This is a genomic window from Shewanella sp. JNE2 (assembly GCF_023159115.1).
In the GTDB taxonomy this organism is placed as follows: domain Bacteria; phylum Pseudomonadota; class Gammaproteobacteria; order Enterobacterales; family Shewanellaceae; genus Shewanella; species Shewanella putrefaciens.
In genome coordinates this window covers 4,497,429-4,511,592 of record NZ_CP096169.1, presented here as the reverse complement: position 1 = coordinate 4,511,592, position 14,164 = coordinate 4,497,429, and the positions used below count along the sequence as shown (strand labels likewise).

The following is a 14,164-nucleotide window of genomic DNA, read 5'->3' as shown; positions in this document are numbered from 1 at the left end:
GAATAAAAAGGATGAAATTCGATGGACCAAGAGCGCACGCCAATTCTTGAATTTAACCAAGTCAATAAAGTCTTTCGCGGTAAAAATGCGAGTGAAAAGTGGGCGCTTAAGGATTTATCATTAACCTTGTCAGCGGGAATGGTGGTGGGGTTACTAGGGCAAAATGGGGCGGGTAAATCGACTCTGATGCGCTGTGCATTGGGTATTTTAACGCCGGATGCTGGCAGCATTACGACCTTAGGTGAAGCACCAAACGATTTAAGCTCACAGGCAAAGGAGCGTATTGGTTATGTACCGCAACAACCCTTTGGTTATGAAGGATTTACCATTGAGCGAGCCCTCGACTTACACCGCAGTTTTTACCCTAATTGGGATATGCAATTAGAGCAAGATTGGTTGGTACGTTTCGAGTTAGATGTGACCCAACAGGTGCAGCGTTTATCGGTTGGGCAAAGGCAATCGCTAGCCTTGATTATGGCGATGGCCTATCGCCCCGAGTTGTTGATCCTCGATGAGCCCGTCGCCAGTCTCGACCCTATAGTTCGGCGCAAGTTTATGGTCGATTTGTTCGATCTCGCCCTCGAATCTGGTTCTGCCGTACTGTTTTCATCCCATATCACCTCAGATATAGAGCGAGTTGCTAGCCATGTGGCGCTGATTAAACAGGGCGAGTTAGTGCTGTTTAAGGAAATCGATGCTCTGCGAGAAGAAGTGCGTTTGTTAACTCTCGCTCCTGAAACTATTTTGCCCGAGCCAATTACCGTGCTGAGCCGTGTAGGTGACTCAGTACTGGTGGATTTAGGTGAGCACTGCGCGCCAATAGCGGGCGTGTTAAAGAATGAAGCCTTAAACCTTGAGCAACTATTTATGGAGCTACACAGATGAGTGCGGCGCACCATAAGCAGATACAAGTCGCGAAGGGCAAAAGAACGAGTCAGCGAATGCATCCTTTTATGGGTATATTGCGCCTTTGGTGCTTTGATATCGGCAGTATTAGTTTTTTGGGAACGGGTTTGCTGAGTCTTGTGTTGGGTGGTGTAGCGGGTTGGTTCGGTCAAAAGGACAGCTTGGAATTATTCCTATCAATGGGAGTTGTGTCAGTCTCCGCGGCAATTGCATGGCAATTTATCCGTTTAATGGCGAGTGAATGCTCACAACTGATACCAAATTACAGGCGGAATATTTTTATCCAAAGTGGGCTGATCCTAAGTAGTGTAATTGGCATCCTCTCGATTTTATGTGTTAGTTTTGGGTTTGTTGCAAGTCTGCCGATCTTAGTGTTGGCGCTGGTCATCAGTTTAGGGTTTATCGGGTTATGTTTATTGGCCGCGCAATGGTTTTATGCCGCATTTTTATTATTCATGTTAATGCCATTTATCTCCTTGATTGAACGTCATATTCCACTATGGCTAAGTTTGAGTGTATTGCTGATTATGGGCATTGTTATTATCTATCAATGTCGCACTTTACCTTGGCGTGGTGATGCGAGGGTCGTGTATCTTAATGGTCTTGAAATGGGCTGGTTTTGGCTACCCAATCTGCAATCCATGCGCATCTTGAGCCGTTTTGAGCGTTATCTGCATCCAACCAATTTTTTTATTGGCCCTATGCTCACCATTCTATTGTTATTATTGCCTATTTTTACCTTAGGGCTTGGGGCGTTATCACTGCAATTACAGTGGGATTTTCCAATATTATTACTTTTGGCGCAGTTTAGTGTGATTAGTTGTTCGCTAGTACATTGGAGCCGCGTGCAACGCTCACGGGCAACAGAGACCCTGTTATTAATGCCGGGATTTAACGGTCGTCAAGGGCTTATCAATGCTTTTTACCATGGGCAGCAGCGGTTACTGAATGTGATTGCAGGTATGATCTTTGTCTGTAGCTTGTTGCTTGGGTGGATTAACGGCGATGTGAGTTTGCTATTGGTCGCTCACCTGACGTTGAGTACTTACTGCGCTTGCGCCTTGATACTCGGTTTTGGCTGTATGTGTCGGCGAGTTTTACATGTCACACTGACAATGATGATAGTGGCGGGGCATTCCCTGTGGGTGTCTATCAGTCTTGCCTCTTTACGGGGTGGTAGTAATCTAACCGATTGGTTGTTATGGGATATACTCTTATCGCTTGTGGCACAAGTGGTGCTGGTTTGGGGTAAGAAAACCCTCTGGAAAAGCGATATTATGGGAGCGAATTGACGTTTATAGATTAAATGTTGTTCGCTCTGATAAGCGAGTGAAACGAGGGGTGGCATACCGTAAAAGGCGATTTACAGCGTGATTTGGGCGACATTTGCATAACATTAGAGCAAAAACTCTTAGTTTTTGGCTTGCCTTCAGGTAGAATGCTGCAAAAGCGGTACACTTGTAAGCTAAAAAGGTGAGTCTCTTATGTCTCTCGAACAATATCATGTAATTCAACTTTTACGGCAGCAAAGCGCGTCCTTAAAGGATGCCATCGCGCTGGAAGGTTTTGAAATGGCTGCTCCTTGGCATCAGGTGAGCTGGCAAGCATTTGATTATATTAGTAGCAAAATTGCACAGGTGTTGATCGAGCTTGGCGTACAAGTGCAAGACCGTTGTGTCATCCTATCGCAAAACTGCCCGCAGTGGACTTGTGCCGATATAGGTACACTTAAGAGTCGCGCCATTGTGGTGCCTATTTATCCTACCAGTACTATAGAGCAAGCGAGTTTTATCGTTAACGATGCCGCTGCCAAAGTAATTTTTGTCGACGACGCTAAGCAATACGCCATGGCGTGTGAGTTGCAGACAATTTGCCCAAGCCTTGAGCATGTGATTGTTTTCGATTCGAGCGTGACACTCGCTGCCGATAAAGGCAATCAACACTGGCATTTAGATACCTTACTCGCTGGCTGCTATACGCAAGAAGCAGAGCTAAACCAGCGTTTAGAGGCTGCAAATCTCGATGATTTACTGACGTTAATTTATACCTCTGGCACCACGGGCGATCCTAAAGGCGTAATGCTGGATTACCGTAATATGGCGTCGACCATACGCCAGCATGATCAAAAACTGGCATTTAGCTCTGGGGATGTGTCTTTGGCCTTTTTGCCATTGAGCCATGTATTTGAGCGCAGTTGGAGCTTCTACGTGTTGTGTCGTGGTGGCCATAACGTCTATCTGCAAAACACGCAAAGAGTAAAAGAGGCAATCAGCGCCGTGCGCCCACATACCTTATGTGTCGTGCCGCGTTTTCTCGAAAAAGTGTACAGTGCAGTGCAAGACAAAGTGGCTAAATCCCCCGAAAGCCGTAAAAAAATGTTTGCTTGGGCGATGCGTGTGGGTGAGCGTCAGTTCGAAGCCGGACAGCGCCGTGCGAAGGGAAGCTTATGGTTATCTCTGCAATGGCAACTGGCAAATAAGCTGGTTTACAGCAAGCTACAGGCTGTACTGGGTGGACGTTTGAAATTTATGCCCTGTGGTGGTGCCGCATTAGATCTCAATGTCGGCTCTTTCTTCCATGCTATTGGTATTCCTGTACTTTGTGGTTACGGCATGACAGAAACCAACGCGACTGTGACCTGTAATACCTTAGATAATCGTGTGCCAGGTTCTAATGGTCAACCACTGCTTGAAACCGAAATCAAGCTAGGTAAGGATGATGAGATTTTAGTTCGCGGTGCCACTGTGATGCGTGGTTATTACAATCGCCCCGAAGACACTGCCGCTGCATTTGAAGATGGTTGGTTAAAAACCGGTGATGCAGGGCGTTTTGATGCGAACGGTAATTTATTTATTACCGATCGTATTAAAGAATTGATGAAAACCTCTAACGGCAAATATATTGCGCCACAAAGAGTGGAAGGTACCGTTGGACGTTGTCCATTTATCGAACAAGTGGCGATTATTGCCGATGCTCGCAACTATGTGACGGCTTTGATTGTACCTGCGTTTGAGTCTTTGGAAGCTTGGGCGAAAGAAAAGGGACTGAAGTACGAATCATCCCTAGAATTGCTACGCCATAGCCATGTGGTTGAGCATTTTGAGCAGCGTCTTAAGCAATTGCAGCATGAATTGGCGGGGTTTGAGCAGATTAAAAAGTTCACTCTGTTGCCTGAAGCATTTTCAATGGAAGCAGGTTTAATCACCCCAACGCTCAAGCTGCGGCGCAAGATGATTTACCATAAATACGCCCATGAAATTAATGCTATGTATAGTAATTGATTGTTAAAACAATGATCTAATAAGGCCGCCTTCGCGGCCTTTTTTATCTCTGCTACTTCCTGAATAACGTATCTTAGCTTAAAATCCGCTCCGTTTACTGGTGCGCATGAGGCGCGAGGCGTCGGGATAAAAGGTGTAGTTAAATGGAACTTTCGATTCGTAGTTTATTCGCTGCAGTGAGTGCGGTGTTGTTATCTCTTTTGACTGTCATTCCTGTGGCTGACGCTGAGGATTACGACAAAATTGTCCATGGTCCAGTCGATTTACCTAACGGGCAATGGCTTAATTTCTATCAAAAAGATCATAAAGTGTGGAGTGAAATGCTCTACGGTGATGCGCCCGGCGTGCGTGTTGATGATTATGGTGCTGCTGAAATCGTAGCGGTTTTTTATCTCGATTTTGATAAAGGCGGCACCAAAGAAGTGGTTGTCATGCTCAGGGATGCCGATGGTCAGCATTTACGGGGCTATGGTTTTGAAGGGGATGAGATCACAAAACTCCCTCGCCTACAGATTGTGCTTGATGAAGTGGCACCAACCTTAACCTCGTTTACCGTGGGTAGCGTTCGTAAAGTGTTAAGCCAAATTCCTCCGCAACAATACCGTATGACCTATGATGTTGAGGCGGTTGAAGATCCCGCCATTAAAGCGATTGTCGATGGTTCTACTAAGCTCAAGCCGACCTTAGTGGGTTATCGTAATTCCGAAGGTTCACCCGTCGATGTGAAGACAGCCGTCGAATATAAATTACGTTATCCACTCACTCGTAAAGATAAAGATGCCCAAGGCAATGAGCGCCAATATAGCTTAGTGACCACCTTTGACCGCAGTGGATATAGTGAAGAAGACGCTAGCTTTGTATTAGTGAGCGTGGCCTTTGAGGCCGATGACTTTGATTGGCTTAAAAGTGGTGGTGCCGTGATCCCTAAAACAGGCCCATCCTACGATTTTATGAGCATGGGCATGGGTAGCACTTGGGCCGGGCTTGCCAGTGAAAGTCATTATGCCCAAGGTGTGCTCGATGGCCCGTATGCAGCCTACGATGGTCGCAATGGTAGCGTGGTTTACTCTGGTAACTACAAACAGGGCAAAAAAGTCGGTAAGTGGATGGAGACAGAGAACCAAGCCATTTATTGGGAAGGTGAATATCTTGACGGTAAAAAGCAAGGTAAATGGATTGCACAGTCGATGTTCGATGAGGCCAATAACTACGGTTTTGCTCACTACAATCAGGATGTGCTCGACGGCCCCTACGAAGTCTATGAACCTGATTATGACTCCAGTACAGAAGGCGATAAGCGGTTAGTGGAAAAAGGCATTTATCTTAATGGCGTAAAAGATGGCGAGTGGCTTGAGGCTGATGGCAGCAAAGGCCAGTATCAAAAGGGGGCCAAACAAGGCGCTTGGGTCGATAAAGTGACGAGCGGACATTTCCGTGATCAAGTAGGTGAAGGCGCCTATCTTGCAGGAAAACGCACTGGCCTTTGGGTATTTAAAGCCGAAGATGGGACTCGTACAGAAGTTAACTATGTCAATGGCTTACGTCAAGGAGAGTCTAAATCATTCGACAAAAATAATCTGATGTTTAATACCCGCCATTATGAACAAGGTCGCCTTAATGGTCAGAGTATTTGGTATTCAAGTCCGAATGTCGTGGTGGATATCGCTAACTACCGCCAAGGAGAGTTTGATGGTCAGCAAATGCGCTTTAATCCCCAGAACGGTGAACTGACTGAACTCACGAGTTATCAATTTAATGCAGCGGTGACGCTTAAGCCTTCGCACGATGAATGTATTATGCGTGAAAATCCCTACTCAGATGATTGTGAAGGGGTGATCAATGGCAAAAATGAAGCCTCTTCATCGATAAAACACGGTGAACAGCGCGAGTATTATAGCAGCGGCACCTTGTATAAATTGGCTTATTACACCAATGGCGCTGTAGATAAAGAATATCAGTTTGATTCCAATGGCCGTTTATTAAATTTAAAAACGTACAAAGCGGGTAAGGAATACGGCCCAAGTATCAGTTATTCCACTGATGGTGGTTACTCACTCTCCCGATATGGTCACCAAGTGAATAACCGTGTCTCTGGCCCCCATTACAGTTTCTATCCCAATGGGCAATTAAGAAGCCTGTGGAACTACTGCCAGCAAGAAGGCGAAATGTGGAACGGTGAACCTTACTACTGGGATAACGCCATTGCGCGCTGCGGTATACAGCGGGAGTACTTTGATAATGGTGCCGTGAGTTGTATTGAAGATCTCGATAGCAATTATGCCGTTGATAAAGTGTGTTACGACATGAATGGCAAGATAGCGAATGAAATGCTGCGTATCGATGAACAGCATGTGATCCACAAGCGCTACATTAACGGTGTCATCTATTCTGAAGAGCCGGGTTTTGCCGATTACTCACATATCACTAAGGGCCGTAAGATTTATCACTTAGAGAACCCAAAAACTCATGGGGTGTATAAGTCTTATAAAAATGGCAAGCTAGAATACGAGAAAATATATGATATGGGTAAGGCTGGATGCCTTAAAAAGTACGATGCTAACGGCAAGCAAACCCCAGAAACGGCGAGTTGTCAGTTTTAGAATTCTAGGTGCTAGGGCTAGTGGCTAGTACCTGTTTGGCTTAGGATAATGGATGAGTTTGGTGGTTGGTTTCATTGCGATAATCACCACGCTCTTCCATTCATAAAATAATAAAAAGGAAGTTTGCATGTCAGCCACAGAATACAGTCTCGAAATCAATCCAAGATTTACAGAAACCGATGGCTTAGGGCATATCAACAATACTGTTATCCCCGTATGGTGCGAAGCGGCGCGCACACCAATCTTTGAGATTTTTAATCCCGAGTTAGATTTACATCAGTGGAATCTTATCGTGGCGGGTTTTACCGTGACCTTTATCGCGCCGACTTACTATGGCAAGAGTGTCACAGTAAAAACCTATGTCAGCCGTATTGGTAATAGCAGCTTCGAGCTGACCCAAACCTGTTGGCAAGCGGGTAACAAGACCGCCGAAGTGAAAACTACCTTAGTGCACTACGATTACAGCAGTGAAAAAAGCCGCCCGATTCCTGAAGATATCCGCGAAATGCTCGCTAATCTGAGTGGTGAAAGCGCTTAGTCTGCTTACTCTTTCGGTCAGCGTAATTGCAATTGCGCTGCTGAAGGGTTAATTTGTCGACCCGCTAACTGTGATGCAGATCACTTATCTGTATTGCTTAATTTTTATCGGTTCGGATTAACCATGAGATTCTATTTTACCCGCATGCGATCGAAGGACATTTGTCCACCAAGACAGCCACTTAAAAAGATTGTGTGGTCATGGGTGGGAGCTTTCTGTGGCATTTACTTGGTCGCGAGTCTCGCAAATTATATGAGCGAAAACCTCGTCGACACTATGTTTGTCATTGGCTCGTTTGGTGCGTCGGCTGTGCTGGTGTACGGTGCACCGCTGGCGGAGTTTTCTCAGCCGCGTAACTTGATTGGTGGCAGTGTGTTATCGGCCTTAATTGTACCAAGTGTGTGGTGATTATGTGGTGCTGGCGAGCGCCTTAGCGGTATCCCTGTCTATCGCATTCATGTACCTGACTCGTACTCTTCATCCACCGGGCGGTGCAACGGCATTGATTGCAGTGATTGGCGGTGAAAACGTGCATCAACTCGGCTTTCTCTACGCGTTAATGCCAGTGTTCCTCGGCTCAGTATTGCTCTTACTGGTCGCGCTGGTGGTCAATAATCTCTCCACCGATCCCAAGCGCCATTACCCTGTTTATTGGATTTAGTTTTTCAAAAATTTTTGTACATACCAGCAGCTGGCTTGGATAGCCAAATCTTGGCTTTTGGCCCACTTTAAGCCGTGGCGCACTAAGCGTTCGGCAAGGCCTTTACCGCGCAGCTCGTTGGGGACAAAGGTGCGGCTAAAATCGATATTCTTGCCAGATAATAGGTATTCCAAGACGGCTTCATAGCCGTCGACAGGGATAATAAAACGCTGTTTATCCTGTTGATGTTCAATGGCTATCTCGATATTTTCGTTATCTGACATACATGCTTCCCTCAAGGTATGGCCTAAAGTGTGCTGGCAATTTATCTATGGGCTCGGATAGCTTAAAGCTTAAGCGACTTCGTGCTGTTTGAGAATTGCCAGCAGTTCTGCTGGTAACTCGGCCTTTTTGCCCGTTTTAAAGTTAAACATTACGGCGACTGAAGTGCCTAACGTCGTTACTGCCTGCTGCTGTTTACTAAAAGCCTGATAATGCATGGTAAATCTATCGCTGTGAATATCGCTAATGCTGACACTTACCAATAAAGTATCGGGGAAAGTCACTGGGCGTTTATAGCGAGCCTGATTTTCGCTGATCACTGGACCAATGCCTGATTTATAAAGGCTATCTAGTGGGAAGAGGCGATTAAAAAAGTCGATACGTGCCGTTTCAAAATAGCGGAAATACACCACATTATTCACGTGTTGCAGGGCATCCATTTCGCCCCAAGCGACGGGGATTTCGGTGACTATAGGATGCTGTGCGAGAAACTTTTCCATTGCATTATCCATTGTAAAAACATTAGTTGAAACGCTCGTTTAAGAAGGCCAGACTAGCAGTATAAGGAGCGAGCGACAAGCCTAAAACTGTGGACATTCGAGCTATAACATTAAGCGAAACAAGGAGTCTGGTGTGATTAAACAAGTCGGAAATACCCTTATTCAGCCAAAACACAGAGCGTCCTGCCATTGTGGAGCCGTGGTATTGGAGTTGTCATTACCTAATGGCATCGAAAATCCACGCCGTTGCGATTGTTCTATCTGCCGCCGTAAAGGTGCAATTGTTGGCTCTGTGCCGCTAGCGGGGATTAAGATCCTCAAAGGTGAGGATGCGCTGAAGCTCTATGAATTCAATACCAAAACCGCTAAGCATTACTTCTGCTCCAACTGCGGTATTTACACCCATCACCAACGGCGTTCTAATCCCCATGAATATGGCTATAACATAGGTTGCCTAGAAGGAGTAAACCCATTTGAATTGGAAAATGTGCCCACTAATGATGGTGTTAACCATCCTGCGGATCGTTAGATTATGAACATAGGTCGGTTTATGCTGGCTTTTCTGCTGCACTTAATGGCATGTTTGTCGCTAAAGCCGTATTTTCCGAGCAGAAGTTAAGTGTCGTATAGTTAATCCTGAGTCAGGTTTATCGATTTGCAAAAGTGACCATAAGGCCGCTTTGATTTCCTCTCTCAAGTTCATTTTAATTGGATTTAAACTGGCGTTTGGGTGTTGCAGGGCTTTCATTCGACTCTAAACAGAACCTTCAACTTTGGCTAGAGATAGCCAAAGTTATCAATGTACCGAGATTGAGTGGTGCCGTTGCCATCACAGTGGCAAATGTTGTCCGTCTTACTATTTCAATGGAATGTAAAATAATAATGAATTTAATTGGTTACATTGGGTCTACTCGCCAATACTTGCGAAAGCTCAGCTTACCATCACTGAGTGAAATCCGTTTAGGTTTGGGAAAGCTATGGCGTCATTTATCCCAAGGGTTGTCTAGGTTATCTTTTGCGCAAAAGTTGTATCTTATTGCTTTGATACTGGCTTTTAGTAGTGATGCAATGGGAGTGGTCGCTGTGATTGCCGTAATCGCTATGGCTATCGAGTTCTGGCCAGTGTTTGAGCGAGTTTGGCACAGCCTAGCGGGTAAGGCGGTTTTGTTGCTGTTTTATGCCATTATTGCCAACTTTGCTTTGGGCTGGTCTGGCGCGATAGTCAACGAAGTGGTCGGGGTATCGGCAAGCGACTTAGATTACACCCATAACTTAGCGATTTTACTCTATATGCCCGCTTGGTTTTTGATGGTGAGCGCTATTGTGCTGTTGGCATTGCAGTTAATTATACCTATCTACCTAGTCTTAATCTTTTTGCTTAAACCTTTAGGTGTCAAATCGTTACAGCTCACCTCGCATACCTCATTCCGTAAAACGACTTTTTTGATCCGTATCGTGTTGGCGTCTGTGGTGCTGTACCACTTGAGTCTGTTAATTGATTTAGAAACCCGTATTGAAACCTCATTTGGTGATTTGGTCACGACAACCCAACAGGCTTCTGAGCATGCACCCTCCGAGCCAAAATCGGTGAGGATTCCGGATGCGACCGATGTGCTGACGGTGCCGATTGCAGAGTTGACTCAAGCGGCCCTTGATACCCAAGACGATAAACAGACCAGCGAACAGATGGCAAGTAACGCCGAAGACCTTAAAGAAGAGGAGGAACGTAAGAAAGCCTATGCGTCGGTGCGCACTCAATATCAGCATTTAGTACGGCAATGGCTAGCGACATTCGCTTTTACACTTGAAGCCAATAGTCGCTCACGTTGTGAAAAGCCTGCCGAGTCGAATGTGATCGAATTAAATGATTACGAAATTTTGCAGATCACACCCGATAAAAGCGCCGACTATGGCTATCGTTTTGAAGTGAAACGGTGTATCTCAGCGGCGTTTCCGCTGGCAGGGAAGGATATTGGTTTAGGCGAATAAAAAGCGACCACAAGGTCGCTTTCATTTTATAGGCTAAATCAGCTTTGGTTGAGTTAGTCGATTATCGTGTTATTAAAAATCGTGTTATTCAATCAGTAGTTCGTCGAAACTACTGATTTTATGGAACTCACCAGTGCGTTGTTTGCTGTCGCGAACCATTTGGCAGGTCATCATTCCCGCAGCGTCGGCAGCTTTTAATTCTTCAATCACATCAGAGACAAACAGTACTTGTTTAGGGCTTAAGCTGATGGTGTTGAGAATATTGCAGTAAGCTTGCTTATCTAGCTTATTGCCTGTACGGGTATCAAAATGACCGTTAAACATCTCGGTTAAATCACCGCCGTCACTGTGGCTAAATAACAACTTTTGGGCGTCGACAGAGCCTGATGAAAAGCTGTAAATACGCAGATTTTGTGCGCTAAAACGCTTCACCGCTTCAATAAAGTCAGGGAAGATATGGCCCTTAAATTCACCGTGGGCATAGCCTTGCTTCCAAATTAACCCTTGTAGGGTTTTAAGCGGTGTGGCTTTACGGTCTTCATTAACCCATTGTTGCAGGATTTCAGTTACACGCGCTAGGTCAGCCTCTGGCTCTAGGGCGATATCTTTAGTGTCACAAATACAGTTTTCAACCAATACATTGTGTTGGTTCTGTTCTAAAAAGTCTGGCAAGGCTTTGACAGAATAGGGGAATAGTACATCTTGGATAAAGTTTAGGTCTGTCGTGGTGCCTGCTGTGTCTACGACTATGGCTCTGATACCCATAATGTTTTGATACTCCACAATATGTTGGCTTGAAAATGCAACCCTGATCCTAAGCGTTATTGGTTAAGTTGGCTAGTCTATTTCGCCCAAATGGGTGGCTAGATTGTGGGTAGTATCACTAATTGATGTGTTGAGAATTTGATTAATCTAGTAATTTTAATTGCTTACTGGTTTACTTCGCTGAAAACACTAGCTTAATGCAGAGTTTGATCTTGTTTTTTCAAGCAAAGTTTGTTGTCAGCATAAGACTATGGTCTTAATAGCTAAGGGAAATTTAGACTGTTATTGTAGCTAGAGTCAGTTTTATCCCCATATCTTCTATGTTGTGATTTTTAGGGGATGTGAGAAGTGTATTTCCCTTGTAAGTAGAGAGATGTTAAATGAAATATTTACCCGCACTTGGCTTTGGCGCGCTATTGGCAGTATTGAGTTTTACGAGTTTTGCTTTAGTGGCCAGTGCTGGTTATATGCTCGATCTTCTTAAGGCGATACCCAATATTACTGATAATAATTTTGCCTACCTTTGGCTTGCGGCGCACGATGCTAGCTTATTGATTTTATTATCAGGTCTTGTGCTTTATTGTTATCATCGGTTTTTTCCTCGACTGCCTTACGATTGGTTTGCTGCCGTATTTATCCAAATGCCACTCGGCTTAGCTGTTTTAGTTTTGGATGGCATTTCCTTAAATCTACTTTCCTTTAAAGGGTTTGCGCTAACGCTGACCACCTTTACTGCCTCCTTTGGAGTATTGATCATTTTTTGGTTGCTTCAGCGTAGTGTTAAGCGCAAGCATACGAATAATGCTTAATTTAGAGAATATAGCGTAGGCGTAGTGCCGTTTGTTCTACAGGAGTGAGTGCTAACCACTGTTCCCGAATGTCCACCGCCTCCTTTGGATAATCGGTGATGAGTACATCCGCTCCCAACGCTAACATACGTAGCATTTGCCGTGGATTATTCACCGTCCAGACATGGATTTGCTTGCCGCCTTTATGTGCACGTGCAATAAATTTTTCATTAGCCATTGCCTGATTTACGGCTAAAAATTGTGTATTTGCCCTGCTAGGATCGCCGATTGATTGGGTGACAATAAGGCCCGTACGGATAGAGGGATCGAGCCGTTGCACTTCTTCTATTGCCCTCGCTTCGAGCGAAGTAATGACCACTTGCTGTGTCATTTGCTCTTGTTGTAACAGGCTAACCACAGCCTGAGCCAAGCTGGGATCCGCTTGGTTATATTTAAGCTCAATATTTAAACCAATTTTATTGCGTGCTTCATTAAGCATCTGCGCCAGTGTCGGAACGAATTCCCCCACAAAGGCAACACTGTGCCAGCGACCGACATCTAACCTTTGCATTTCTGTTACCGTGAGGTTGGCAACTCGCCGAGGATCGCCCGCTATACGCATTAAATCAGCATCATGCAGTACCACTAATGTACCATCAGCCGCAGTTTGCACATCGATTTCAGCATAATCGGCCTTTTCTGCAATGGCTAAACGTAAAGCCGCGAGAGTATTTTCTGGCGCCCTAGCTGCGCCAGCACGGTGGGCCGTAATCAGGATTTCATCCCGTTGTGGCTCAGTGTTGAGAGCATATATCCCCAAGCCAAACATGATTAAAAAAGTGCCGACCAACACCCCGCTTATCGTATAAACCGACAGTTCGGACGTTCTTTTTACCGTTTGTCGCCCAAGGCGTTCTAACCCTGCGGGTTTTCCCCTAGCTGGCGGTACAGCAGTAAAATGATAAAGGCTTCCCCAAACATGCCGAGTAAGGACCATGCCGCACTGAGCATTAGGATTAATGCGGAAACAAAGGCCAAAATGGCTAATTCAGCCGAAAGTGTTAATGAAACCTTGTCGAGTAAGATGTCGGCTCCCCATGAAATAAGCAATATTAAGGGATAAACTAAAGCGCCAATCCTTAGCCACCAACCCGCCGCATGCCACATAATTCTACGTTCATTTCCGGCACTTAATTGCCAACTACGCTTAAGTGCGTTGAGCACGCTAATCGTCTCACTCACAATAATGGTCAGCGAAAAAGCAGTTCTTGCCCATAAATACAGCGCAATAAGGGCATAAATTAATGCCAATACAAGGATACTTGTTAGTGCGAAATACCATTCTATCGGTTTGTAATAAAGGTAGTAGTTGATGTCATGCCCTTGTAAAAATAGGCTAAAAGCCAAATAACCACACCCGATAAAAGGTACACTCAGTAGCAGTAAACAAGCGGCGTAGGAACTCCCGAGACGGATAAAAATAGGTAAACGCCCAGCCGCAAAAATAAGCGCCCGCACAGGGCCGATGGGGATGTCGTATAAGCCTGATGCAGCAAGTATCGTGACGCCCGCCCGTTGAGTGAAAAATACCGAAAAGCTGCTAAAGAGCGTGATGACCATAAATAACAGGCCATAGGGCGACATGGCAAAAGCCATAAGGTCGTAATTGGTGATCGTAACATTGCCTGTTTGGGCGATAAGATGGCGCAATAACCAGCTAAAAGCAGGTACGATAAGCCCCGCCGAAACCAAGGTAAATAGCAGTTCAAATTCAATCAGTTTTCTACCGCGGAGCCGAATCACCGCAAGGGTGTCACGCCAGTAATTGTGCTCGGGATAAAGCATGCAGCTTCCTTATTTGCGCCAGAGAGGAGG

The 14,164-nt window shown here is 45.3% G+C and carries 13 protein-coding genes and 1 pseudogene; 9 read left to right on the top strand and 5 right to left on the bottom strand.

Annotated elements, in window-relative coordinates; genetic code table 11:
• The first annotated feature begins 21 nt into the window (after positions 1-21).
• The 6 genes and pseudogenes from MZ182_RS20000 to MZ182_RS19975 all read left to right on the top strand — a co-directional run bounded on the left by MZ182_RS20000 (position 22) and on the right by MZ182_RS19975 (position 7,986).
• Entirely contained in the window at positions 22-885 is an 864-nt protein-coding gene (locus MZ182_RS20000) for an ABC transporter ATP-binding protein (RefSeq protein WP_011791243.1), read from the top strand.
• Positions 882-2,198, top strand: coding sequence for an ABC transporter permease (locus MZ182_RS19995; RefSeq protein WP_248066824.1), 1,317 nt, complete (start codon positions 882-884; stop codon positions 2,196-2,198). Before MZ182_RS20000 ends, MZ182_RS19995 begins: the two co-directional genes overlap by 4 nt.
• Positions 2,199-2,390: 192 nt before the next feature.
• Positions 2,391-4,187, top strand: coding sequence for an AMP-dependent synthetase/ligase (locus tag MZ182_RS19990; RefSeq protein ID WP_248066821.1), 1,797 nt, complete (start codon positions 2,391-2,393; stop codon positions 4,185-4,187).
• Positions 4,188-4,330: 143 nt separating this feature from the next.
• The gene (locus tag MZ182_RS19985) at positions 4,331-6,787 is read left to right on the top strand and encodes a toxin-antitoxin system YwqK family antitoxin (RefSeq protein ID WP_248066818.1); all 2,457 of its coding nucleotides are present in this window, start codon (positions 4,331-4,333) and stop codon (positions 6,785-6,787) included.
• Between the two features lie 127 nt (positions 6,788-6,914).
• Complete coding sequence (locus tag MZ182_RS19980; protein ID WP_014611825.1) at positions 6,915-7,325, top strand: acyl-CoA thioesterase; 411 nt, start codon at positions 6,915-6,917, stop codon at positions 7,323-7,325.
• A 123-nt stretch (positions 7,326-7,448) separates the two neighbouring features.
• Positions 7,449-7,986 (top strand): annotated as a pseudogene (locus tag MZ182_RS19975) (HPP family protein).
• Here MZ182_RS19975 and MZ182_RS19970 read toward each other — a convergent pair.
• Together MZ182_RS19970 and MZ182_RS19965 are read right to left on the bottom strand one after the other, a co-directional pair.
• Positions 7,983-8,249, bottom strand: coding sequence for a GNAT family N-acetyltransferase (locus MZ182_RS19970; protein WP_014611824.1), 267 nt, complete (start codon positions 8,247-8,249; stop codon positions 7,983-7,985). The pseudogene MZ182_RS19975 and the gene MZ182_RS19970 overlap by 4 nt on opposite strands.
• Positions 8,250-8,318: 69 nt before the next feature.
• Positions 8,319-8,747, bottom strand: coding sequence for an acyl-CoA thioesterase (locus MZ182_RS19965; protein WP_014611823.1), 429 nt, complete (start codon positions 8,745-8,747; stop codon positions 8,319-8,321).
• Between the two features lie 133 nt (positions 8,748-8,880).
• Here MZ182_RS19965 and MZ182_RS19960 point away from each other — a divergent pair, with 133 nt between their 5' ends.
• Both MZ182_RS19960 and MZ182_RS19955 read left to right on the top strand, forming a co-directional pair.
• Positions 8,881-9,276: a GFA family protein gene (locus tag MZ182_RS19960; protein WP_011918286.1), complete on the top strand. Its 396-nt coding sequence runs from the start codon at positions 8,881-8,883 to the stop codon at positions 9,274-9,276.
• Between the two features lie 353 nt (positions 9,277-9,629).
• The gene (locus MZ182_RS19955) at positions 9,630-10,736 is read left to right on the top strand and encodes a hypothetical protein (RefSeq protein ID WP_317246811.1); all 1,107 of its coding nucleotides are present in this window, start codon (positions 9,630-9,632) and stop codon (positions 10,734-10,736) included.
• Between the two features lie 84 nt (positions 10,737-10,820).
• On the opposite strand, the gene mtnC is transcribed toward MZ182_RS19955, so the two are convergent.
• Positions 10,821-11,501 carry an acireductone synthase gene (mtnC, locus tag MZ182_RS19950; protein WP_011791234.1) on the bottom strand — a complete coding sequence of 227 codons (681 nt, stop codon included), beginning with the start codon at positions 11,499-11,501 and terminating at the stop codon, positions 10,821-10,823.
• Positions 11,502-11,881: 380 nt separating this feature from the next.
• Between mtnC and MZ182_RS19945 the strand changes: the two genes are divergently transcribed.
• Entirely contained in the window at positions 11,882-12,310 is a 429-nt protein-coding gene (locus MZ182_RS19945) for a hypothetical protein (protein ID WP_011791233.1), read from the top strand.
• A gap of 1 nt (position 12,311) precedes the next feature.
• Here MZ182_RS19945 and MZ182_RS19940 read toward each other — a convergent pair whose 3' ends face one another.
• Together MZ182_RS19940 and MZ182_RS19935 are read right to left on the bottom strand one after the other, a co-directional pair.
• A complete protein-coding gene (locus MZ182_RS19940) occupies positions 12,312-13,286 on the bottom strand; it encodes a glycerophosphodiester phosphodiesterase (RefSeq protein WP_248066813.1) in 975 nt (324 codons plus the stop codon).
• On the bottom strand, positions 13,205-14,134 hold the full coding sequence (locus MZ182_RS19935; protein WP_248066810.1) for a glycerophosphoryl diester phosphodiesterase membrane domain-containing protein: 930 nt from the start codon (positions 14,132-14,134) through the stop codon (positions 13,205-13,207). The genes MZ182_RS19940 and MZ182_RS19935 overlap by 82 nt, the downstream gene beginning before the upstream one ends.
• Positions 14,135-14,164 lie beyond the last annotated feature (30 nt).

What these genes read in the sequence shown, in the direction of transcription:
- MZ182_RS19940 (WP_248066813.1), bottom strand. Translation starts at nt 13,286, where the DNA reads ATGGTCCTTACTCGGCATGTTTGGGGAAGCCTTTATCATTTTACTGCT.
- MZ182_RS19970 (WP_014611824.1), bottom strand. Translation starts at nt 8,249, where the DNA reads ATGTCAGATAACGAAAATATCGAGATAGCCATTGAACATCAACAGGAT.
- MZ182_RS19965 (WP_014611823.1), bottom strand. Translation starts at nt 8,747, where the DNA reads ATGGAAAAGTTTCTCGCACAGCATCCTATAGTCACCGAAATCCCCGTC.
- MZ182_RS19955 (WP_317246811.1), top strand. Translation starts at nt 9,630, where the DNA reads ATGAATTTAATTGGTTACATTGGGTCTACTCGCCAATACTTGCGAAAG.
- MZ182_RS19935 (WP_248066810.1), bottom strand. Translation starts at nt 14,134, where the DNA reads ATGCTTTATCCCGAGCACAATTACTGGCGTGACACCCTTGCGGTGATT.
- mtnC (WP_011791234.1), bottom strand. Translation starts at nt 11,501, where the DNA reads ATGGGTATCAGAGCCATAGTCGTAGACACAGCAGGCACCACGACAGAC.
- MZ182_RS19985 (WP_248066818.1), top strand. Translation starts at nt 4,331, where the DNA reads ATGGAACTTTCGATTCGTAGTTTATTCGCTGCAGTGAGTGCGGTGTTG.
- MZ182_RS19980 (WP_014611825.1), top strand. Translation starts at nt 6,915, where the DNA reads ATGTCAGCCACAGAATACAGTCTCGAAATCAATCCAAGATTTACAGAA.
- MZ182_RS20000 (WP_011791243.1), top strand. Translation starts at nt 22, where the DNA reads ATGGACCAAGAGCGCACGCCAATTCTTGAATTTAACCAAGTCAATAAA.
- MZ182_RS19945 (WP_011791233.1), top strand. Translation starts at nt 11,882, where the DNA reads ATGAAATATTTACCCGCACTTGGCTTTGGCGCGCTATTGGCAGTATTG.
- MZ182_RS19990 (WP_248066821.1), top strand. Translation starts at nt 2,391, where the DNA reads ATGTCTCTCGAACAATATCATGTAATTCAACTTTTACGGCAGCAAAGC.
- MZ182_RS19995 (WP_248066824.1), top strand. Translation starts at nt 882, where the DNA reads ATGAGTGCGGCGCACCATAAGCAGATACAAGTCGCGAAGGGCAAAAGA.